This window comes from Martinezella sp. CNPSo 3957 (assembly GCF_057784395.1).
In genome coordinates, this window is record NZ_JBXSOU010000001.1 from 402851 (window position 1) to 425542 (window position 22692).

The 22692-nt window shown below is 59.9% G+C and carries 18 protein-coding genes and 2 pseudogenes; 12 read left to right on the top strand and 8 right to left on the bottom strand.

Annotated features, from left to right (window positions below):
- Positions 1 to 25: 25 nt before the first annotated feature.
- Positions 26 to 805, bottom strand: a complete 780-nt coding sequence (locus AC13QE_RS01900) for an ABC transporter ATP-binding protein (protein ID WP_488482338.1) — start codon at positions 803 to 805, stop codon at positions 26 to 28.
- 172 nt (positions 806 to 977) lie between these two features.
- On the opposite strand from AC13QE_RS01900, the gene AC13QE_RS01905 reads away from it, so the two are divergent.
- Positions 978 to 1460 carry an Lrp/AsnC family transcriptional regulator gene (locus AC13QE_RS01905; RefSeq protein WP_015342384.1) on the top strand — a complete coding sequence of 161 codons (483 nt, stop codon included), beginning with the start codon at positions 978 to 980 and terminating at the stop codon, positions 1458 to 1460.
- 58 nt (positions 1461 to 1518) lie between these two features.
- On the opposite strand, the gene AC13QE_RS01910 is transcribed toward AC13QE_RS01905, so the two are convergent.
- The 5 genes from AC13QE_RS01910 to AC13QE_RS01930 form a co-directional block, all read right to left on the bottom strand.
- A complete protein-coding gene (locus AC13QE_RS01910; protein ID WP_488482339.1) occupies positions 1519 to 3660 on the bottom strand; it encodes a beta-galactosidase in 2142 nt (713 codons plus the stop codon).
- A gap of 17 nt (positions 3661 to 3677) precedes the next feature.
- Positions 3678 to 4829 (bottom strand): ABC transporter ATP-binding protein, encoded by a 1152-nt coding sequence (locus tag AC13QE_RS01915; protein ID WP_488482340.1) that lies wholly within the window; start codon positions 4827 to 4829, stop codon positions 3678 to 3680.
- A 39-nt stretch (positions 4830 to 4868) separates the two neighbouring features.
- Positions 4869 to 5720 carry a carbohydrate ABC transporter permease gene (locus AC13QE_RS01920; RefSeq protein ID WP_488482341.1) on the bottom strand — a complete coding sequence of 284 codons (852 nt, stop codon included), beginning with the start codon at positions 5718 to 5720 and terminating at the stop codon, positions 4869 to 4871.
- Complete coding sequence (locus AC13QE_RS01925) at positions 5720 to 6595, bottom strand: carbohydrate ABC transporter permease (protein ID WP_132721344.1); 876 nt, start codon at positions 6593 to 6595, stop codon at positions 5720 to 5722. The genes AC13QE_RS01920 and AC13QE_RS01925 overlap by 1 nt, the downstream gene beginning before the upstream one ends.
- A 116-nt stretch (positions 6596 to 6711) precedes the next feature.
- Positions 6712 to 7989 carry an ABC transporter substrate-binding protein gene (locus AC13QE_RS01930; protein ID WP_488482342.1) on the bottom strand — a complete coding sequence of 426 codons (1278 nt, stop codon included), beginning with the start codon at positions 7987 to 7989 and terminating at the stop codon, positions 6712 to 6714.
- A 199-nt stretch (positions 7990 to 8188) separates the two neighbouring features.
- Here AC13QE_RS01930 and AC13QE_RS01935 point away from each other — a divergent pair, with 199 nt between their 5' ends.
- Complete coding sequence (locus tag AC13QE_RS01935; RefSeq protein WP_488482343.1) at positions 8189 to 9334, top strand: ROK family transcriptional regulator; 1146 nt, start codon at positions 8189 to 8191, stop codon at positions 9332 to 9334.
- Between the two features lie 59 nt (positions 9335 to 9393).
- On the opposite strand, the pseudogene AC13QE_RS01940 reads toward AC13QE_RS01935, so the two are convergent.
- Positions 9394 to 9564, bottom strand: a pseudogene (locus tag AC13QE_RS01940) (5-formyltetrahydrofolate cyclo-ligase); the annotation flags it as partial.
- 117 nt (positions 9565 to 9681) lie between these two features.
- On the opposite strand from AC13QE_RS01940, the gene AC13QE_RS01945 reads away from it, so the two are divergent.
- Positions 9682 to 10587, top strand: coding sequence for a LysR substrate-binding domain-containing protein (locus AC13QE_RS01945; protein ID WP_488482344.1), 906 nt, complete (start codon positions 9682 to 9684; stop codon positions 10585 to 10587).
- A gap of 52 nt (positions 10588 to 10639) precedes the next feature.
- Positions 10640 to 11761, top strand: a complete 1122-nt coding sequence (locus tag AC13QE_RS01950; RefSeq protein ID WP_488482345.1) for an HPP family protein — start codon at positions 10640 to 10642, stop codon at positions 11759 to 11761.
- Positions 11762 to 11831: 70 nt separating this feature from the next.
- On the opposite strand, the pseudogene AC13QE_RS01955 reads toward AC13QE_RS01950, so the two are convergent.
- Positions 11832 to 11933: pseudogene (locus tag AC13QE_RS01955) on the bottom strand (DUF488 family protein, N3 subclade); the annotation flags it as partial.
- Positions 11934 to 12484: 551 nt separating this feature from the next.
- On the opposite strand from AC13QE_RS01955, the gene AC13QE_RS01960 reads away from it, so the two are divergent.
- From AC13QE_RS01960 to AC13QE_RS01995, 8 genes are all read left to right on the top strand, one after another.
- Positions 12485 to 12682, top strand: coding sequence for a hypothetical protein (locus tag AC13QE_RS01960; RefSeq protein ID WP_488482346.1), 198 nt, complete (start codon positions 12485 to 12487; stop codon positions 12680 to 12682).
- Positions 12683 to 12993: 311 nt separating this feature from the next.
- Positions 12994 to 13878 (top strand): helix-turn-helix domain-containing protein, encoded by an 885-nt coding sequence (locus AC13QE_RS01965; RefSeq protein WP_488482347.1) that lies wholly within the window; start codon positions 12994 to 12996, stop codon positions 13876 to 13878.
- 173 nt (positions 13879 to 14051) lie between these two features.
- Positions 14052 to 14603 (top strand): hypothetical protein, encoded by a 552-nt coding sequence (locus tag AC13QE_RS01970; protein ID WP_488482348.1) that lies wholly within the window; start codon positions 14052 to 14054, stop codon positions 14601 to 14603.
- Entirely contained in the window at positions 14600 to 20158 is a 5559-nt protein-coding gene (locus AC13QE_RS01975) for a YadA-like family protein (protein ID WP_488482349.1), read from the top strand. Before AC13QE_RS01970 ends, AC13QE_RS01975 begins: the two co-directional genes overlap by 4 nt.
- A 7-nt stretch (positions 20159 to 20165) precedes the next feature.
- Complete coding sequence (locus AC13QE_RS01980) at positions 20166 to 20741, top strand: invasion associated locus B family protein (RefSeq protein WP_488482350.1); 576 nt, start codon at positions 20166 to 20168, stop codon at positions 20739 to 20741.
- Positions 20742 to 20754: 13 nt separating this feature from the next.
- Positions 20755 to 21444: a hypothetical protein gene (locus tag AC13QE_RS01985; RefSeq protein WP_488482351.1), complete on the top strand. Its 690-nt coding sequence runs from the start codon at positions 20755 to 20757 to the stop codon at positions 21442 to 21444.
- 2 nt (positions 21445 to 21446) lie between these two features.
- The gene (locus AC13QE_RS01990; protein WP_488482352.1) at positions 21447 to 21920 is read left to right on the top strand and encodes a DUF4189 domain-containing protein; all 474 of its coding nucleotides are present in this window, start codon (positions 21447 to 21449) and stop codon (positions 21918 to 21920) included.
- Between the two features lie 133 nt (positions 21921 to 22053).
- A complete protein-coding gene (locus AC13QE_RS01995; RefSeq protein WP_488482353.1) occupies positions 22054 to 22620 on the top strand; it encodes an invasion associated locus B family protein in 567 nt (188 codons plus the stop codon).
- Positions 22621 to 22692: the final 72 nt, after the last annotated feature.

The window sequence follows — 22692 nt, forward strand, 5'->3', positions numbered from 1 at the left end:
GTGTTGTCTGCGAATTGGATGTGGATCAGGTCGTCAGCATGCCGGTAAATTCCCGGCAGCGGGTGCTGATCGGGGCGTCGAAGATCTGCCGGGGCGGCCCTTCCTCCTCGATCCGTCCCTGATGCAGGAAGAGAACATGGTTCGAGACGTCTCGGGCAAAGCGCATCTCGTGGGTGACCAGCAGCATGGTTCGTCCCTCCTCGGCAAGGTCGCGGATGACCTTGAGGACTTCGCCGACCAGTTCGGGATCGAGCGCCGATGTCGGCTCGTCGAAGAGCATCACGGCCGGATCGATGCAAAGCGCGCGGGCAATCGCGGCTCTTTGCTGCTGTCCACCGGACAGGAAGGCCGGATAGGTATCGCGCTTGTCGTAAAGCCCGACTTTATTGAGAAGAGCCTCTGCCTTCTCGATCGCCTCGCGGCGAGGAACGCTAAGGACATGCACCGGCGCCTCGATGATATTTTCCAGGACGGTCATGTGCGCCCAGAGATTGAAGCTCTGGAATACCATGCCCAATCCGCTGCGCATGCGTTCGATCTGACGCCAGCTTTTCGGCTGCATCAGTCCATGGCGCCCGCGCTTCAAGGCCACTTCCTCGCCGTTGACGACGATGCGGCCGCGATCGGGCATCTCAAGCAGGTTTATGCACCGCAGGAACGTGCTTTTCCCGGAGCCGGACGAGCCGATGATGGAAATCACGTCCCCTTGTTTGGCGGTCGCTGAGACGCCCTTGAGAACCTGATGTGACCCAAAGCTCTTGTGGAGATCTTCCACACAAAGAGCCTGGGAGGGCAGCTCTGTCATATATAATTCCGATGAAAAACAATTTGCGGAGAATATCGCGAAGAGCGGCGGAATTTGCGCGCAATTTCCGATCAATTTGCATAAAAAAAGCAAAAATGTATTTCTTGTGCATCTTTTATGATGGAATAGAGATGTCGCCGCCTGACTTCATCGCGCCTAAAGGAGTGGGGAAATGGAAAGTCCGGATCGTTTTGATCGCGATATTCTCGATATCGTCCAGCGCAATTGCCAGCTCACGGCCGAAGCGATCGCCGAGGAGGTCGGGCTTTCGACGTCAGCGGTGCAACGGCGCCTGAAACGGCTGCGCGAAGATGGTATCATCAAGGCGGAAATTGCTGTTGTCGATCGCAAGGCGACCGGGACGCCGATGGTGTTCATCGTCGGCATGGAGATCGAGCGGGACAATTACGATGCGCTTGCGAAATTCCGCCTTTGGGCGGAAAAGCAGGACCATATCCAGCAAGTCTATTATGTCACGGGCGCTGTCGATCTCATCGCGATCGTCACTGCGCGGGATGTCGAGCATTATGACGATATCGCCGCCGTAATCATGGCGGAAAATCCGCAGATCCGGCGAATGCATACGAATGTGGTGCTGCGCGACGTCAAGCTTGGATTGTTCGTGCCGTTGGCAAACGGTGACGAGGCAGGCTGATCGAGGCCGAGCCGCTGCGCCGAGGCTTCACCCTCGGCGCCGGGCTTTAAGGATCGCGTCAGGCGAATTGCTCGATCACAAGCACGCCGTAGCCTTGAAGTTCGCTTCGTCCCGATATCGTTTCGCCGGTCAGCAGATCGACCCCTGCAGGCAGATCGACGACTTTCGTTTCATGTTCCGTATTGAGCACGAACAGCAGCTTCCTGCCGTTGCCCTCGCGCAGGGACACTTCGACCCCGGCAGGCAGGTTCTCTACCAGCGGTGCGGCAACGCCGTTACTGACGAGAATCTCCCCGATGACCTCTGCAAGTGGCGGGGTGAGGTAGGTACCGAGATAATAGACTTGCCCGTTGCCATGCCGGCGGCGCGTCAGCATCGGCGTGCCTTCCAGGAAGCGGTCGGACCAGCGGCCGACGATCTCGGTATCGGCGGTCGTTTCCAGCTTCTCGTAAAGGTGTCCGGCTTCGAGCTGACGATTGCCGATCGTATAGGCATATTTGCGCGAGGCCGAGGATGCCGGCGGACGCGGGGACGGCTGATGGCTGCCGATACCGCCCTCGCGGAAACCGCTGAACAACCCATCCGCCCCCGGAGCGGAGACGGGTCCGAATTCGTAGACGCTGACACCGGAAAGCTTGGAAAGTGCGGTGCCCGGCGCCTGGGTGCGGATGATGTGGTTGTTGTCATCGCGGGTGCCCGTCATTGCCGACAAGATGAGCGTGCCGCCGTCAGCGACAAACCTCTCCACCGCCGCCGACCACTCTTCCTTCCACATGACCCAATGGGGAACATAGAGTGCTTTGATGCGCGAGAGATCATCTTCCGGATGGATGAAACCGCAGGCAATGCCGGCCTGATAGCATGCGCGGTGCAGATGGGCTGCATCCTGCATCGGGCTTGGCAGGCCGATCGCATAGGTCTTGTAGGCCTCCTGATTGTCGAAATCCGCGCCGGCGATCGCAACATCCATACGAACCGTGGTGCCGAGCAGCTTGTCCTCGATCTTGCGGATATCGGATGCGAACTGTTTGGCTTCCTCGTAGCGACGGCGCGGAACGTCATCGTGGTCGATAATGCCGTTCCAGTAGATCTCCGCGCCGAAATGCGCCGGCCGCCAGCGGAAGAACATCAGGCCGTCAGCGCCGCGCGACACCGAAGTCATCGCCATGCGGCGCATCTCGCCGGGCTCCGGCACGGAGGAGGAGAAGCCCGGCTGGCTGCCAAGGCCGGACGCCTGTTCCGGAACGATGAAATTGCCGGAATAGGCGCGGCATTGGTCTAGATGGAAGGCCTGCGTGATCGCATGCCCGCCGCCACGGCGCATCTCGTCATAGAGGAACGGATAGATGTCGAAGCCGATGAAATCGAGATCCTGGCCGAACTGGCCGCGGAAATCGATGTCCACGAGGCCGCCGAGATTATGGAAGATGAACCATGCGGGATTGGTCGCCCGCAGGATGTCCACCTGATCGTGCTGGAAGAGGGCTGTCGCGAAGGCGAGGAAGCGATGATAGTCCTGCACATGTCCGGGGCTGGAGAAGGACGGGTTCATCGGCTGCGGGAAGACGATCTGGTCGAAGGTCTGGTAGGCCGTTGCCCAGAAATCGCCGCCCCAGGCAAAGTTCAGGGCTTCGATCGTGCCATACTTCGCGCGGCAGAACTTCTGGAACTCGATGAGCGCCGATGGCGAATAGCTTTCGGAGGTCGTCGTATTGAGCTCGTTGTCCGTCTGCCAGCCGATGACATCCGGATTGTCGCGATAATGCTCGGCCATCGCGCGGGTAATCCGTTGGCTGTGCCGGCGCAGCACCGGGCTCGTCGTATCGCAATGTTGGCGCGATCCATGGCTTGCCTCTCTGCCGTTTGCATCGACGCGCAGGACTTCCGGATATTTTGCCGTCAGCCAGCGGGGTGGTGTTGCCGTCGGGGTGCAGAGGATGGTCTTGATGCCGTGCTTGGCCAAGACGGCAATCGCCTTGTCGAAGAGCGAGAAATCGAAGTGATCCTCATGCGGCTCCATGATATGCCAGGCGAATTCCGCCATGCGAACGGTATTGAAACCGGCAGCCGCCATACGTTCGGCATCGCGGTCCCAATAGCTCTCGTCGACATGTTCGGGGTAATGCGGCACACCGACCATGAAGCCGTCGAGATTGAGCGTCCGCCAGACAGAGAGCGGCTTTCTTTCCAAAACTTTCATGAGGTCACAAGCTTTCTTTACAGAGAGGCAATGATGGGTTTCGGCCGGCTGAGGGTTCTGCCATCGGGACCGAAGAGGTAGAGGGAGGATGTCGAGGCGGACAATTTGATCTGCTCGCCGGCCGAAAACGCGGTCGCGTTGCCGAGCTGAACGGTGAAATTGCGCGTGCCGCTTTCCGAGCCGATCGTGGCAAGCGGACCCGCATCGACGTAGAGGATGGTCTCGCGACCGAGCTGTTCGACCAGCCGGACCTTGCCGTCCAAGGAGATGGCGACATCGTCGGTGGAGGGGCCAATCTTCAGCGATTCCGGCCGGATGCCCAGGGTGAGGTGGGACTCAGCCTTAAGATCGCCGACATCGCCCACCGGAACGCGGACCGTCGTGCCGCCGCCTTCGAGCGCGACTTCAGCGATGCCGTCGCGAAGCGAAACGAGCTTTGCGTTGACGAAGTTGATCCGCGGCGCGCCGAGGAAGCCGGCGACGAATTGGTTTGCCGGATTGTGATAGAGACTAAGCGGCGCGCCTTCCTGTTCGATGATACCCTTGTTGAACACGATGATGCGGCTCGCCATGGTCATCGCCTCGACCTGATCGTGCGTCACATAGATCATCGTTGAGCCGAGCTGCTGGTGCAGCGTCGAAAGCTCGACGCGCATTTGCGTGCGCAGCGCGGCGTCGAGATTGGAGAGCGGTTCGTCGAAGAGGAAGACTTCCGGCGCGCGGGTGATGGCGCGGCCGATGGCGACGCGCTGGCGCTGGCCGCCCGAAAGCTGCTTCGGACGCTTGTCGAGTTGGTCCGATATTCTGAGGATATCAGCGGCCCGCTTGACGGCAGCGTCGATTTCGACCTGCGGCCGCTTCGCCATCTTCAGGCCGAAGCCCATGTTCTCGGCAACCGTCATATGCGGATAAAGCGCGTAGGACTGGAAGACCATGGCAATGCCGCGATCGCCTGGCTCCTCGCGCGTGACGTTGCGGCCGTTGATCCAGATCTCGCCCGAACTGATACTTTCAAGCCCGGCAATCGTCTTCAGCGTGGTGGATTTGCCGCAGCCTGATGGGCCGACCATGACGATGAACTCGCCCTTGTCGACGGAAAGATTGACCGAACGCAGGGCATGATAGCCGCCATAATGTTTGTCGATATCGATCAGCTGTACATGGCTCATGAGTGATACTCCAAATCTGTTCGCGCGGTGCGGGGCATGTCAGCCCTTGACGGCGCCCATGGTCAGGCCCGCGATGAAATGCTTTTGCATCAGGAAGAACATCAGGACCGGTGGAACGGCGACGAACAGAGTTGCCGCTGCCACGATATTCCAGGCGGATGTCCATTCGCCCCTGAGGTTGTTGAGGCCCGCTGTCACTGGTTTGACGACATCGCTTTGCGTCAGCACGATCGCCCAGAAATAGTCGTTCCAGACGAAGGTGAAGATCAGGATCGCAAGCGCGGCAAGGGCAGGCCGCATCAGCGGTATGACGACATGGTGCATCGTCTGCCAGGGGGAGGCGCCTTCTGCGCGCGCTGCCTGGAACAATTCGTCCGGCAGGGCCGCGATGAAATTGCGCATGAACAGGGTCGCAAAACCGGTCTGGAAGGCGACATGGAAGATGATCAGCGCGAAATAGGTGTCGTATAGGCCGACCGAAACCATGAGATCGCGCACCGGGATCATCATGATCTGCGCAGGTAGGAAGTTGCCGCCGACGAAGAGCGAGAAGAGCAGGGCATTGCCGCGAAAATTATAGCGTGCGAGCACATAGCCGGTCAGTGTCGAGAATACGAGGACCAGCAGCACCGAAGGCAGGGTGATGATGAGGCTGTTGATGAAATAGCCCCACATGTTGGTCTGCTGGAAAACCGCCTGGAAATTCTCGACGAGATTGAAATGCTCGGGCCATGTCCAGTATTTGCCTGCCATGATCTCATCGGCCGTCTTGGCCGCCGTCAGCATGACGGCGACGAGCGGCAGCAGCCAAAGTATAAGGATCAGGCCGACGAAGCCGGCATAAAGGCCGCGAAGCGCGGGCTTTTCTTCAGGGATTGGGCGAGGATACATCAGCGAGTCTCCCGTTCCATGCGCACCATGACGCGCAGATACCAGGTGATGAAAACGATCATGATTGCAAAGAGGACAGTGGCGATGGCAGCGCCATAGCCGAAGCGATAGGAAAAGATCGACTGCTCGTACATCTGATAGGCCAGCACTTCCGATGAGCCGAAGGGCCCGCCCGATGTCATCACCGCGATCATGTCGAAGGATCGCAATGCGCCGACGACCGTTACGGCAAGGGCAATGAAACCCACCTGGCGCAATTGCGGCAGCACGACGTGCCAGAGCATGTTCCAGCCGCGGGCGCCGTCGACGCGTCCGGCCCCGATGATATCGGAGCTCAAATTGTTGAGGCCCGCAAGAAAGAGCACCATGCAAAAGGCGATCTGCGGCCAGAGCGCGGCGGCGACCACGGCGAAGGTGACGAAATGTTCGTCGGCAAGCAGGGCAGGCGCTGTCGCGCCGAAAAGACCGAAGATGAGGGCAAGAAGCCCGTAATTCGGATCATAGACCCAGCCGAACACGACGCCGACCGTGACTGTGGCGAGCACCAGCGGAATGAAGAAAAGCGACTTCAGGATCCGCATGCCGGCGATCTGCTGGTTGACGAGCAGCGCGAGCGCCAGTCCGAGCGGTGGTGCCGCCATGAACATGACGAGCCAGATGATGTTGTTCTTCAGCGAGACGTAGAATTGCTGATCGGCAAAAAGTTCGGAATAGTTTGCCAATCCCACCCAGCTCTTCTGCCCGACGCCATCCCAATCGAAGAACGAAATCCAGACTGATTCCACCGACGAAGCGATGATGATCGTTCCGAACAGGATGCATCCCGGCACAATGAAGAGGACGGGCGTTAGCCAGTTCCTGTGTTTTTTCCACATGGCTCAGACTTCTTGGTTCGATAATTCAAGGCACTTCGGAAGGTGCGGGCTTTTCAAGGCGGCGCGGCGGGGCAGCGCATAAAGCCGACACCCCGCCAAGCCTTGGTCCGGGAGGACTATTTGAAAATGCGCGTGCGGGTCTTTTCGAGCCTTGCCAGAATCTGGTCGCGCCGCTCGGGCTTGACCATGAATTCCTGGAAGCCCTTGACGCCGTCCTGCGCCATGTCCGGATCGGTGTCGCGGTCGTAATATTGCGACGTTCCCTTCACGCTCTTGAGCGATTCCACGGCGATGTTGACCAAGGGGTCCTTGCTCGGCGGGCAATCGTTGCGTGGCGGAATGGTGCCTTCGGCTTCGAGGAAGGCGCCGAGATTGTCAGGCTGATAGAAATAGGCGAGAAAATCGCGTGCACCTTGGCGGTTCTTCGCCTTGGCCGGAATATGCACGGAGTTGACCGAGAAATCCTCATAACGTTCGACGCCGGGGACGATTTCCGGGAAGGGAGCGAAAGCGATCTGGCCTTCGTCGCTTGCCGGGAAGGCGGATTTGATGAAGCCTCCGAGGTCCATCATCGCGGCCTTCTTCTGCGCGAGAGCCGCGCCCGCCTGTTCCCAGCCGAATGACGGGGCGCTTGCGGAGAAGAAATTGGCCTTGATGAGCTCTTCCCATTTGTCGAAGACCGGCTTCAGCATCGGGTCGGTATAGGGGATCTTGCCCTCCATCAGGGCGAGGTGCTTGTCCAGACCGTTGATGCGCAGGTTCATGTGGTCGAACCAGCCTCCGGTCGGCCAGAGTTCCTTCGTGCCCATGCTGATCGGTGTCATGCCGGCGGACTTCGCCGCTTCGCCGAATTTCAGGAAATCGTCCCAGTTCTTCGGCGCTGTCCAGCCCTTCTCAGCAAAGACGTCCTTGCGATAAAAAAGACCCCAGAGAATGCCGCCAAGCGGCAGACCGTACTGCTTGCCGTTGACGGTAACTGCCGTCATCGTGGCACCGAGCTTGTCGCTGTAGCCCTCCTTGGCAAAGAGGTCGGAAATGTCGTCGAACAGTCCGCGATCGACGAAAGCCTTCATGCGATTGCCGGAAAACCAGAAGCAGACATCGGGAGCGCCGACGACGAGATAGCTACGGATGGCCGTCTTGTGGGCCTCGTGATCCATATTGTTGATGGTGACTTTCGTCCCGGTCTTCTTGGTAAAATCAGCCGCGATGCGGTCAAGGACGGCCCGCTGTCCGGCATTGCCGATATCCGAAATGATCGTCACTTCGCCGCCATTGGCAATTGCCGGGCGATAAAGCGCCGTGGTCGCCAAGGCCACCCCGGTGCCGATCATGAACTGGCGCCGAGACGCCTTGATTGCATTGACGAGTGAAAGTTCGTTCTTCGATGCCATCTATTTCCTCCCTAGGCACATCAAATCCAGGCCCGCCCATAGATATGGGCAGCCGCTAACCTTCAGAAATTACGCAATAAACCGGCAATTCCGCTTGTGCTGATACAAGCAGACATTCCTCCATTGCCATGTGCTATTGCATACCGTATCTTCCGAGAAGCGACAATAGTTAATTTACAAAATTAATTTAAGGATCATCGTGCGCGGCAACCCTGGTACCTCCCGAGCCCTCAACCGGCGGCTCATTCTTAACCTGCTGCGAAGCCGTGGAGCGATGCCGCGTGCCGAAATCGCCACGGTGACGGGCCTCAGCCCGGCGGCGGTGACTTTCGTCGTCACGGAACTGGTCGAGGAAGGGCTCGTCGTCGAGGGAAAAGCGCAGACCGGCGCGACGGGACGACGGCCCGTGCCCGTCGATATCAATTATGATGGACACCTGGCTGTTGGCTTCAAGCTCCGCCACGACAGCATCGACTGTGTCCTCACCGACCTCGCCACAACGCCGATCGCTTCATTCGAGATGCCCGTGCCGGACACGCTGCCGGACACGATGGTCGAGGCGATTGTGGCGGCAATCCCGAAGCTTCTTGCCGATGCCGGCCGCACCGGGTCTCCGGTCATGGGGGTTGGCGTTTCCATTCCCGGCGAGGTGGATGCGGTCAACGGCATCTGCGTCCAGAGCCCGCGCTTTGGCTGGCGCAATCTTGCCTTTCCCGAATTGCTGCGTGAACGGGTCCATGTCCCGGTCTGGATCGACGACGACATCAGCGCCTTCACCGTCGCGCAGCGGCTCTTCGGTGCGGGCCGCAACTACAGCAATTTTGCAACGATCGCCGTTGGTACCGGTGTCGGGTCTTCGCTGGTTATGGGAGGGGAGATCTATCACGGAAGCCACGGCTTGGCAGGAAAGCTCGGTCACGTCATTACGGTTCCGGGCGGCCGACTTTGCGAATGCGGGAGACGGGGTTGCCTCCAGGCTCACACAGCCGAGGCTGCGATGATTGAGGACTGGGGCCGGCACAGAGGCGCAAAGGCCAATCGCGACGAATTCGCAGCGGCGATCGATGGCGGCGATCCGGCGGCTCTCCAGGTCATGGCGGAAGCGGGCGAGCTGATCGGGCGCCATCTGGCCGATCTGGTGAACCTGTTCGATCCCGAGGTTCTCATTGCCGGCGGCGAAGCCATGCAGTTCGGTGAAGCGATTCTCGAGCCGATACGGCGTTCGATGGCGAAATATGTCTTCTTGAATACGCCGGAAATACTTCCTGACTGGGTGCCAGGTTCGTGGGCGCGGGGGGCTGCCGCCCTTGCGACCCAGCATTTCTTTGATCTGGATGTTGAATGAGGCTGCTGCGCGGATCGGTCTGACATATGCCGAGCGAACCGGTTATTGCGCAGCGGAGATCATCGATAGCGCGGTCCCGCCTTCGTGACGATCACATCCATCGGAATGTCGTGAGCGAGCGGACGGATGGTGTCGAGCACCTGCGATTCGAAGCCGACGCCGATGACCAAAGGCTTGCGCTCGAGAGCGGCGAGGGTTCTGTCGAAAAAGCCGCCGCCATAACCGAGACGATTTTGCCATGCGTTCCAATGCTCCCGGTCCGGGCAGGCCAACATGCTTGAGCTGCGAGAATGATTTTTATATAGGGAATGATAAGGCAGCTTAATTCCTGAATCGAGATCTTTTCGTTGGACCTTTCATCGATCGAGATATTTCTGGCGGTCGCAAGCGATCACAGTGTGACCAAGGCTGCGAAGGCCGTAGGACGCGTGCCGTCGAACGTGACGACGCGCATCCAGCAGTTGGAGGACGACCTCGGCGTCCTGCTCTTCAGCCGCGACGGCAAGAAGATGACGCTGACGAAAGAGGGCGAGACGTTCCACGTCTATGCCAATCGCCTTTCGGCACTTGCTCTTGAGGCGCGCCAGGCGGTCAGGCCTCGGCGCCCAACGGGCACCTTGCGCTTGGGAACGATGGAGAGCACGGCTGCAAGCCGGCTGCCCGCGGCGCTCAGCAGGTTCAATCAGATGTGGCCGGATGTGTCGCTTCAGCTGGCGCTGGGCGCTTCCCGCGATCTTGCTCGAGATGTTCTGCACAATGTTCTGGATTGCGCGTTGATCGCCCGGCCGCCGAAAGCGATGCTGGATGAGGATCCAGATTTCGCGGCTGAACTCAGGCAGCTCGAAGCCGAACCGGTATTCGTCGAGGATCTGCTGCTGCTGTTGCCATCCGGGCATCCTGCGATCCGATCCGCCGCCGATTTGCGGGTCGGATCGATTGCCGCTTTGGAGCCCGGATGCACTTATCGCAAGATTGCAGAGGGCTGGGCACGCAGGTCGAGCGCTTTGCCGACGACCGAACTTGGTTCCTATCATGCCATCCTGGCCAGCGTAGCGACCGGCAATGCAGCGGGCGTCATGCCAAGGTCGGTTCTCAATCTCATGCATTGGCCGGTGGCCTCGGCGACGCATCAGCTCGCCATCGTCGATACGGTTCTGATCTCTCGCAAAACCGATCGCCCGAGTTCCTTCGATGCGTTTCATGAAGTCCTCAGCGCTACCAAGGGAAAGAGCGTGTCGTCGTTGCCGAACTAGCCGGCGTCCTGCCGTTCATCCTCGAGAGATTCTTCCTTAAACTGGTTCCATCATGCAGCATTCAGAGCCCCAAAAGGCCGGTTCCAGCCGGTTCCGCCTATTTTCCCCGATCCTCGCCGGAGCCACCTTGCGCGAACGGCTGATCGCCTGCCTTGGCGCCCTGATCGGCATTGGCTTTACCGGGGTCATCAGCGGCTATCTCTTCGGGCAGGGGCCGCATCTTCCGCTCATCGTCGCGCCGATGGGCGCATCCGCAGTGCTGCTTTTCGCGGTTCCGGCAAGTCCGCTCGCCCAGCCGTGGTCGATCATCGGCGGCAATACTATTTCGGCCATGATGGGCATCATTGCCGCCTATCTGATCCACGATCCGATCATCGCGATCGGGATTGGCGTCTCGCTTGCAATCGGGGCAATGTCATTTACGCGATGCCTGCATCCGCCGGGCGGCGCGGCGGCGCTGACCGCCGTTCTCGGCGGCCCGGTCGTTGCGGGCTGGGGCTTTCTGTTTCCGTTCGTACCGGTTGCCTTGAATTCCTGCATACTCGTCGGCCTCGGCCTGGTGTTTCACAAGCTCTCCAGGCGGAACTATCCGCATGTCGCCGCAAAACCAACCGAAAATACCCATCAGACGCGCGATCTGCCGCCGCCTTTGCGGGTAGGCTTTCGCGAGGAAGACGTCGATGCCGCCCTCGGCGTGCTGGACGAGACCTTCGACATCGATCGCGCCGACCTCAGCCGCCTTTTGCGGCAGGTCGAATTGCAGGCAGCGGTACGATCGCATGGAGATATAAGCTGCGCCGACATCATGTCGCGCGATGTCATCGCCATTGACGAGGACGCAGAGCCGGAGCACGCACGGCATCTTCTGCTGAAACACAATATTCGCACGTTACCGGTGAAGGACCGCGAACGCCGCCTGATCGGTACGATCGGGTTGCGCGAGCTCTCGGCAGGCCTCGACACCATCGCGCAGGCCCTATCGAAACCGGCTGTTGCCGATGCTGCCGATCCCGCTTTGTCGTTGTTGCCCGTTCTGACGGACGGACGAACGCATGCGGTCATCGTCGTCGATGCCGACCGGCGCGTTCTCGGTCTGATATCGCAGACGGATCTTTTGAGCGCCATGGCACGGCTCCTGTCGACGAAGGACATTCCGGCACCTGTGGTCGCCTGAATACGGCGGAGGCAGTTATCGCTACCATCGAGCGCTGCACCTGACGCGGCGTGACACCGCCGGCCTAGTTCTTGCTGATGCCGCGAGGCCATAGACGGTCGACCAGGATACGCTTGCCGTCGCCGTCGTCCGCGGGTTCGTAAATTCGCTTGATCCGTAGAGACACATCCATCGCCTTTCCGGGCCGCCGCCAGCTACCGATGATAACATCAGTCGGCAAGGGCTTGGCTGATGATCCGGAGATCGGCTGCTTTGCATCTTGCCAGTCGCAGCGTGGCATGATTGCCAGCGATTCGCAGTTCACCTCAATCCATCGGACGCATAGCGTTGGGCGCGCGCTTGATCTCGGCGATAGACGTTCGCGGATTGGTTGACTTTCCCGCATCCGATCGCGTCGACTTGCATCAATCGTCGGCACGGCGATGCTGTGGCCTTATTTATGGCTGTTTCTGGCGGTCGATGAGCATCAGAGATTTGCCGGGGTGCTTTGAAGTCCCTTGTCTAGGACCGCAGAATAACTTCCGATTTTCTTGTATCTATTACGGCTCGGTCGAGGAGTTGACCAATGATATAGAGTTAATGACTGCAATCAATTTTGCCTTGCTTACAGCATAGCGATAGTGTGATTTCACGTGGGCTCTTGAAAATCCCCGAGCATCCTTTCAGATTTATTTTGCGTTGGGAATGTGATAGCTGACATATATTACGACTGCGAGAGTGAGAATGGTAGAATTCAAATTTAGCGAGCCACCTCAGGGAAGTGCGGAGGACCTCTCAAGCGAGTGCCAACGCCAATTGCAGCCTATTGTCAGTGAAATTGTTCAGGCTGCAGCAGCGGCGGGATGGAACCAAAAAGACGTGCTTCTGGCGATGGTGGACGTTGCATGGGATCTATATGAAAAGGGCCGGGGAAAAACCTAAGGTCGCATAGATCGCAGTCTTTTCCCTACTTTTAAGGGAAATATGGCCTAAAATTTAACTACACGTTCAGCTGGTTTGAGGTAGATTTCATCTCAACTGTAGGATGAAATGGTCTGATGCCATACCATTTCTTAGCTATATGGCTATCTCCCCTTCCAAACTTGGCGATTTATACTATTTAATCTTGCGCTATAAGCTGACTTGCGGCGGCAAGCGGCGGGCAGAGTTGGGAAAATGAGATCTCAAATGAACGTGGGATCTGATCTGCCTGTTAGTATTTGCAGGACTTCGTTCGGGCGGGGCGATGAAGAATGAACTATGCGGGTGAGGTCCGGGAACGGGCCGAACGATATGTGTTCGATATAATTCCTGAATATGCAGGACCGAGAAGGACGACCGCCCGCGGGAGCGTTATCAATTCCGTACGCAAGCCCGGATCGCAGACGTTTCTGGCCAAAGAGCATGCGATGGGGATCGTACTGGCTCCCATGCGCGGCCTGCGAGCCTCTCTCGGTAGCGACCGAATCACTCAATATGATGCGCCCGTTGGATGTCTCATCATCAATCCCGCCGGCGTGGACAGCAGCCTCGCCTGGTCCGAAACCAGGAAGAATCTTGTCGTCGCCATTCCTCCCGACACTCTGTCAGAACTGGCACTTCAGGAGTTCGATCTCGCCGACATAGAACTCCGGCCACCTGCTTTCGGAACCGTCGATCCGATAGCGCTCGATATTGCGCAGAGGATTTCTGTCGAATTAACCGGGAAAGCAACTCCGAATGAACTCTTTCTGGATTCATTGGTTACGCTCTTTAGTACCCATCTCATCCGCAACTATGCAAGCAATATGAAACAGCTTCCGTCGCCAAGGGGCGGGCTCTCCGCCAAGAGCGCCCGTCGCGTTGAAGAGTATCTCCGTGAACATTTTACGGAAAAGGTTCACGTCGCTGAACTGGCAGCTGTCGCGGGCATTTCACCCAATCATTTCATCGTAAGATTTGCCAAGACATTCGGGATGCCGCCCCACCGCTACCTTATAAACCTGCGGCTGGATTTCGCGGAAAGGATGCTCGTCGAGGGTGAAATCCCCATTGCGGAAATTGCCTACCTGACCGGATTTTCGGATCAAAGCCATTTGGCGACAACAATGAAACGATATCGCGGCAGGACGCCGACAGAGCTGCGGTTCGAGCGTTAACCTGCCGAGCTTGCGTATTGTCGTCATCGTATGCAACCGACGTTGACCTCCGCGTTGTCTGAAACATCCTTCCTCGCGAAGTCCGTCTTCAGGCCGCTATTTTTCGCAGCAACAACGCGGAACAGCTTCCGACCGGGAAAACCTCTGCGCGAAAATGAAACAGCCACAGGTAAGTGTGGCAAAGTGGCTACACCCGCAGCCGGCTAGGCAAAAACCGTAATTTTCTAAAAAAAATCCGGAATTTTATAAAATACGCTTGCGCTGAAATAAGGCCATGTTCCCGGACGGTAACTATCCGGTGCGCTATGGACATTCAATTCCCTGAATTTGAAATCTTTGCTCCGAAGATCGAGGTAGCCTGGACTGCCTTGCAAGACCGATATGCCAGCCGCTTGAGCGGCGCGGAGGTCGATTATCTATTTGCCTGCCTGATCTACGGTTTGACGTCTCCGGCCTACGGGGATGGGGAGCCACTTTTCCATTTCGATGTCTGCCGCGCTTTGGTGACGATGAAGCTTCCCCCCGATCGGGCGGACGCTGCATTGTATTCCGTTCCGGAGCTGACGCAGCCATGGACCGATACCGTCCGCGAGCAGCTCGAAAGCCAGGCAGCCAAAATGGGTCGTGCGCTTCTGCAAGCGCATAATTTCAACGACGACGCAGCCGCAGATGCGGGTTCACGCGTGCTTGGTCGTCCAGATAGCAGCGAGGAGAAAGCAGCATGAACGAGTGCGTTGGGGACCATCTGCAGACTAAATCTCGTAGCGGGTTTGTTGAAAGCTTCGTTTCGGCCGATCGCACCGATCGGTCGCTTCGCCGTCGCCTGATGGCCGTACTGCGGATGGCCTCTCGTATTCTCGGCATGCGCCGCAAGGACATAGGCCCCGGTTCGTTAGGCGCCGGCGGGAGCTTGCGTTCGGCAGGCGTGATCGGCGGCCTCGCCACGCTCACCGCGCTTGGCCTTTTCTCGCCTGCGCAGGCGCAATATGCCGCTGGCGGCGGAACCGCGTCAGCCGCCAACGCCGTCGCCATCGGTAACGGTACCCAAGCCAATGGCTTGGAGAGCGTGGCGTTGGGTACCTCCAACAGCGCAACGGGCGATGCTTCGATCGCCATCGGCTATTCGATGGCTGTCAATGGCCTCAACGCCATAGGCATGGGTGTCTTCGCGAACGCCACCGGCGTCAATGCTCTTGCTGTCGGCGGAAACGCTCGGGCACTGGCGAGCGGAGCGTCAGCCTTTGGTGTCAATACCACTGCAAACGGAGCCAACGCGCTTGCCCTCGGCTCGACCGCTACCGCTTCGGGGGGCGCCTCGATAGCGGTTGGATTGTCCTCTAACGCCTCATCGTCAAACGGTTCCGCTATCGCCATGGGCGTAGGCTCCAAGGCCAACGCTGGAACAGGTGGCGGCTCTCCGATTGCCATCGGTACGAATGCCAATGCAAGCGGCACCGCTCCTTCCGGCTTCACGTTCGAGTCTGTTGCGTTAGGCTCCGCTGCGACGGCCACGGGAGCATGGGCGAATGCCGTAGGTTCGAGTTCGTCTGCGACGGGGACAGGATCTAGCGCTTTCGGCACGTCGGCCGCCGCAACGGCAAACCAAACTACGGCGATCGGCAATGGGGCAGCGGCTTCCGCCCTAAGAGGTTCCGCCATGGGTTATCTGGCCAAGGCCTCCAACACGGACACCATCGCTCTCGGCACGAATGCTGCCGCATCGGGAACCAATTCGCTTGCCATCGGCCCTACCACCGTTGCGTCGGGAGCCTTCGGTGTGGCTTTGGGTAACCAGGCGCAGGCAATCGCCGACGGCGGTGCTGTTGCGATAGGCTCGGGCGCAGTCGTCGCAAGCGGAGCGACCTCTGGCGTCGCGGTTGGCAATAATGCTAGTGCCGCCTCCAATTTGTCCGCCGCGGTCGGCGCCGGGGCTAATGCCTCGGGGACTGGAGCCGCATCCATGGGATACAATGCAAAAGCGACTGCTATCAATGCGGCAGCGTTCGGCGCGAACGCCGTCGCGAGCCAAGCAAACACCTTGGCGTTGGGCGAATCCTCCACAGCCAGCGGTGTGAACAGCACCTCAATCGGCGGCGGGTCGGTCGCCAGCGGAGCACAGGCGATCGCTTTGGGCATCAACGCGAACGGTGGAGCTGATTACGCAACTGCGATCGGAACAGCGGCCAAGGCCACCGGTGCCCGTGCATTCGCGGGTGGCCGGTCAGTTACGGCCTCGGGTGATGACGCCGTTGCCATTGGCACGACGGCTGTCGCGCAAGGGGCAGCCTCGACAGCGCTTGGAACGGGTGCAGTCACACTCGGCGTAAATGGGGTCGCCCTGGGCACCTCCGCCGGCTCGCTCACCGACAATTCCGTAGCTATCGGCACGGGCGCAATAGCTGATGGCGGCGAGTCGGTCGCCATCGGCGAGGGTAATACTGCTTACGGCGACGGCGCGGTCGCCATCGGCGATCCGAGCTATGCGAGCGGCACGGGCGCCTTCACCGGCGGCGCCAACAACATCGCCAACAGCGATGGCACGACGAGCGCGAGCGCGGCCAATATGGCCAACGGCGCGGTTGCGATCGGCAACAACAACAAGGCGATCGGCCAGGGCTCGGTGGCGCTCGGCAACGGTTCAACCGCGGGCGCTTCCGGTTTCGTCGGCAACGTCGCGCTGGGCAATGGCGCTACGGCGACGGCAAGCTCCGGCGACGTGGCGCTTGGCTCTGGCTCGGTGACCGCCGCAGCGGTCGGCACGGCCAGCGGGGTGGTCAACGGCACGACTTATGCCTATCAGGGCACCACCCCGGCTTCGACGGTCAGCGTCGGCGCGGTCGGTGCCGAGCGTACCATCACCAATGTCGCGGCGGGCCGGATCAGCGGGTCGTCGACGGATGCCGTCAACGGCTCGCAGCTCTTTGCCACCAACCAGGCGGTCGACGCGATCGGCACGACGGTCAACAACATCAACACCGGCGGCGGCATCAAATATTTCCATGCCAATTCGACGCTGACGGACTCGTCGGCGACCGGTACGGACTCGGTTGCGATCGGACCTCTCTCGATTGCGGCGGGAGCGAATGCCATCGCGGCCGGCACCAATGCGACCGCCTCCGGCCTCGACTCAGCGGCGTTGGGCTTCATATCCAAGGCTACGGGTGACTACAGCACCGCCATCGGCCCCAATGCCAATGCAACGGCCACGTCCAGCACGGCGATCGGCCAGAACTCGCTTGCGAACAGCTTTCAGTCCACCGCTCTCGGTCTAGGCGCGAAAGCCGGCGCTCAGAACGCGCTGGCGATGGGCGCCCTTTCCGTCGCCAACAACGCAGGCGACGTGGCGCTTGGCTCTGGCTCGGTGACCGACGTCGCGGTCGGCACCGCCAGCGGGGTGGTCAACGGCACGACTTACGCCTATCAGGGCATCAATCCGGCTTCGACGGTCAGCGTCGGCGCGGTTGGCGCCGAGCGCACCATCACCAACGTCGCCGCGGGCCGGATCAGCGGATCGTCCACCGACGCCGTCAACGGTTCGCAGCTTTTCGCCACCAACCAGGCGGTCGATGCCATCGGCACGACGGTCAACAACATCAACACCGGCGGCGGCATCAAATATTTCCATGCCAATTCGACGCTGACGGACTCGTCGGCGACCGGTACGGACTCGGTCGCGATCGGACCTCTCTCGATTGCGGGGGGAGCGAATGCCATCGCGGGCGGCACCAATGCGACCGCCTCCGGCCTCGACTCAGCGGCTTTGGGCTTCATATCGAAGGCCACGGGTGACTACAGCACCGCCATCGGCCCCAATGCCAATGCAACAGCCACGTCCAGCACGGCGATCGGCCAGAACTCGCTTGCGAACAGCTTTCAGTCCACCGCTCTCGGCCTAGGCGCGAAAGCCGGCGCTCAGAACGCGCTGGCGATGGGCGCCCTTTCCGTCGCCAACAACGCAGGCGACGTGGCACTTGGCTCTGGCTCGGTGACCGACGTCGCGGTCGGCACCGCTAGTACGGTGATCGCCGGGACGACCTATAACTTCGCCGGCACCACTCCAGCTTCGACGGTCAGCGTTGGCGCTGTTGGTGCCGAGCGTACCATCACCAATGTCGCGGCGGGCCGGCTCAACAATGGTTCGACGGATGCCGTCAACGGCTCGCAGCTCTTTGCCACCAACCAGGCGGTCGACACTCTTAACACGACGGTCACCACGATCGGCGGCAACCTGACCAATCTCGGCAATACGATCAACAATCTCGCCGGTGACACATCGACGACCTATACCGATGCAAACGGTAAGGGTATCCGATATGTGCGCACCAATGACAGCACGCTTGCCGTCAGCGATTCCTCGGCTCAGGGCGTCGGCTCCACTGCGGTCGGCTATAATGCCACCTCGACCGCCGACAATGCGCTCGCGCTTGGTATGAACAGCCAATCCACCATCGTCGGCGGCGTGGCGCTTGGTTCGGGATCGGTTGCCGATCGCGCTCTGGCACCGGCCACCGGCCAGCTGCCCGCGGGTCCGACGAACTTCATCCAGTACAATACGACGGACAAGACCCTGTTGGGCGCCGTTTCGGTCGGCTCGAGCACCTCCTATCGCCAGATCACCAATGTGGCTGACGGTAGCAGCGCACAGGATGCCGTCACGGTTCGCCAGCTCCAGGGAGCCATCGCTTCGGTGGCGGCAACACCAAGCAAATACTTCCATGCCAACTCGGCAGCGGGCGACTCGCTTGCTGTCGGCGCAGAGTCGGTGGCCGTCGGCCCGACAACCGTCGTCAACGGCGACAACGGCATCGGCATCGGCAATGGCGCCGTCGTCGACCAGGTTGCTCCGGGCGGCACGGCCATCGGCCAGAATGCCCATGTCATGTTGGCCGATGGCGTTGCCCTTGGTACGAATTCGCTGGCTGCGGGCGTCCAATCGGTGGCGCTCGGTGCCGGCGCGCAAGCCAACAACATCAACAGCGTTGCTCTCGGTGCACAATCCGTAACGACCGTGGGTGCTCAAGCCGGCTATACCGGCTTTGCCCTCACAGCCCCGCAGACTTCCGTCGGTGAAGTGTCGATCGGCTCGGCTGGTTCGGAGCGCAAGCTGACAAATCTCGCGGCCGGTTCGGCTGATACGGATGCGGTGAATGTCAGCCAGCTCAAGGGGCTCGGCACCAACGTTACCAACCTGATCGGCGGCAACACGACGGTCAATCCGGATGGATCGATCACCGGTCCGACCTACAATATCCAGGGCAACAACTACAATACGGTCTATGATGCCTTCGGTGCGGTCGATAACACATTGACCAACATCACCAATGGCGGCGGCATCAAGTACTTCCATGCGAACTCGACGCTCGCAGACTCCCAGGCCTCAGGCACCGATAGCGTTGCGATCGGTCCGCAGAGTGTCGCCAGCGGCGTGAGCAGCCTGGCAGCAGGACTTGGATCGACGGCGACAGGGCAGGGTGCGGTTGCCCTCGGCCAGGGGGCGCAGGCCAACAATGCCAATGATGTGGCCTTGGGCTCCGGTTCCACAACACAGGCGGCCGTCGGTACCTCGGGCACCACCATTCAAGGTCAGCACTATGACTTTGCCGGAACCGCGCCAGTCGGCACCGTCAGTGTGGGGGCTGCAGGCGCCGAAAGAACCATCACGAACGTCGCCGCCGGCCGTATTTCCTCCGACAGCACCGATGCCATCAACGGATCGCAGCTCTATGCGACCAATCAGGCGATCGACAGCCTGCAGACGGGTGTCGGAACGATCACCAAGAACGCCGTCACCTACGATCTCAATCCCGATGGCAGCAAGAAGAACAGCATTACACTACAGGGCGGTGATGTGAATGCGCCGGTGGTGATTTCCAACGTCGGCAAGGGTGTCGCACCCACGGATGCGGTGAACGTTGCCCAGTTGGGCGACAGCATCACCCAGGTCAAATCCTATACGGATACGGCTGCCGCCACCACACTGGCCTCCGCCAACAACTACACGGACCAGAAGTTCGGCCAGCTGAACCAGGAACTTGGGGACGTCCGTTCCGAGGCAAGGCAGGCGGCCGCAATCGGACTTGCAGCGGCATCGCTTCGTTATGATGACCGTCCGGGCAAGGCAAGCGTGGCTCTCGGTGGCGGTGTCTGGCGAGGCGAGGGCGCGGTGGCCTTCGGCGCCGGTTACACCAGCGAGAACGGCCGCGTCCGGGCGAACTTGTCCGGTACGGCCGCCGGCGGACACGTCGGTGTCGGTGCTGGCGTCAGCTTCACTCTGAATTGAGGCTGTCATGGTCAAAGGAGCGCTTTTCGGCGTCCCGACGTTCCTGATGTGCACTCTCCTGTTCGGCTCGATGGCAGCCGGACAGGATGCTGCCTCTCCCGCGTTTCGTATAAAACCTTCCGAGGTCGTTGTTCCCGGCGAGGTGAAGCTTGGCGACTATCAGCGGACCATTCGTCCCTTCGAGAACTGGACGCTGATTTGCGACGAAAATCTCAAGATCCGCCAGCGGGTCTGCAACGTCACCCAGATCATCGAGAACGAGGCCGGACAGGTCGCATTCAGCTGGTCGCTCGCCGCGACGAAGAAAGGCGACCCCTATATGATCTTGCGCGCTGCCCCGGTTGCCAAAAGCGACAGCGGTATCCTGTTGCAATTCGAGGGCCGCAAGGAGCCGATACAGGTCCCGTTCAACGGCTGCAACGCCACGGTGTGCGTCGGCATGCTGCCGGTCGGACCCGTCCTGCGCGAGCAGATTTCCAAGAATACCGCGCCAACGGTTTCCTATCCGACAGCGGATGGGAGAACGATCAGCGTGACTGCAAATCTCAAAGGCCTTTCCACAGCCGTGAAGGCGATAAAGTGACGGATGGATTTCAATGACCCAGCAATCAATTCACGATCGCATCATGTCGCGAAACACCAAGGATGCCACAATCCAGAACCTGGCGGTCGAGCAAGCCGAGCCGAAGCGAAGCTGGCGAAAGACCGCCGCCCTTTCAATGCTGGCGATCGCAATGGTCGCCGCTGGCGGCTATGCCGCCGTCCGATATGATCTCCTGGGTAATCTTCTCTCCCAGCCGGCGGTCGCTGCAGCGAACGACGCCAATCAGGTGCTGCCCGATACGCCGTTCCTGCAGCACGCCAAGCAGGCCGGACTGCATTCCTGTTCGACGATTTTCCCGGTTCTCGGGCAGCTGTTGACCAACGGCACGCAGTACAATGTCCAATCGGTGTGGAACAAGGAGGCAGCCGACAAGCATGCCGTACAGGCACTTGTGGGCATGAACTATGCCACGCAGGGCTATAGCGGTCCGGCCGCCGGCATCGTATTTGCAGCACCGGTCGCATCCGGCTGCGAAGGAGCGATGGTTCGCGTCGCACCGTTCACAATGTCTTGCCCGGAAGTTTCGGCCAAGTTTCCGAACGGAAGCAAGCTCGTCAACAATCTCGATCAGGTCGGTGTCTACCAGCTCGGCAACGATGGTGGCGATGCCATGCTTTTGCCGACAGGAAGCGGCTGCGTCGTCATTTCCGTGGCTTCGGCAGCAGGAAAGCAAGGGAGCTAAAAATGAGATTGAAATCCGCGATTTCAGCGATAGGCATGCTTCTTGTCTCCGCCGCCCATCCGTGGGCTGCCGATCTCTTCACGACAGAGCAGCCGCCGGCTCCCCCGCCTGAGGAGCGCGGCATATGGGCAGCCATCGCCTATTCCGCACCTGATGAAAAATATGGCTTCTTCTGGGGCGCCGACAAGCGCCAGGAGGCCATGGATATCGCCCTCAAGCATTGCGAGCGGGATAAGGGCAAGAGCTGCGTCGTCGTCAGTGTCTTCCGCAATCATCGCCACTGGGATGACGACGATAAGACCGGCTTTCCATACAATCATTGCGGCGCGCTTGCCATCGGCAAGGAAGGCGGCAAGCGCCTCACGCCGTGGGGTGCGAATTCGGCGCCGACACGCCGCGAAGCTGAAGATCTCGCGCTCAAGGCATGCGAGGGCTCCGGCTCCCGCTGCAGTGTGCGGGAGTGGGTATGCACGTGAGCGCTTCCGCGCGAGATCGTCCTTGGGCGCGCCGGTTCGCGTCGAAGGGTGGTTGCCGACGCTAGCTCTTCATCCTGGCCTTTGCGGAAACGATTGCATAAGGTCGCATTTCAAAGCTGAGAGATCTTATCCCTTGTCAAATTCCGCATTCATTTCGCTTCGGACAATCGGCCGCATTTCTTATGCGGTGCTCGCCTTCATCTGCGCGGGCTTTGTTCTGACATCCGCGCCTTCGGCCTTTGCCCAATCGGCTCTGCCGAACGGCGCATCCAGCCTGCAGGAGACCTATCAGGACTGGCATGTTGCGTGCAATCAACGTGACAAGGCACCTTCTTGCGCGCTCTCGCAGGATCAAACCCAACAGAATGGTCAAAGATTGCTCGCTGTCGAAATGCAGATGCGTCCCGATGGCAGTGCACTTGCGACGCTGCTGTTGCCGTTCGGAATTGTCCTCGACTCGGGCGTCACGCCGAATATCGACGATCAGCCGCCCTTGAAGCCGGTGCGCTTTCGCACGTGCCTGCCGAACGGCTGCATAGCCTTGCTTCCGATCGACGCTCCGACACTTGCCAAATTGCGAACCGGCTCCCGCTTGAATCTCAAGGTTGTTGCCGATGGCGGCAATGCCTTGGGCTTCCAGGTGTCCCTGCAAGGCTTTTCAGCGGCTGCCGATCGCGTTGTTGCATTGGCCAACCGATAGGAAGTGCACGATGCGGGCGGCTCGCGCCGAAGATCCGATGAGCTATTTCTTGGATAGCAAGCTGTCTGCCAG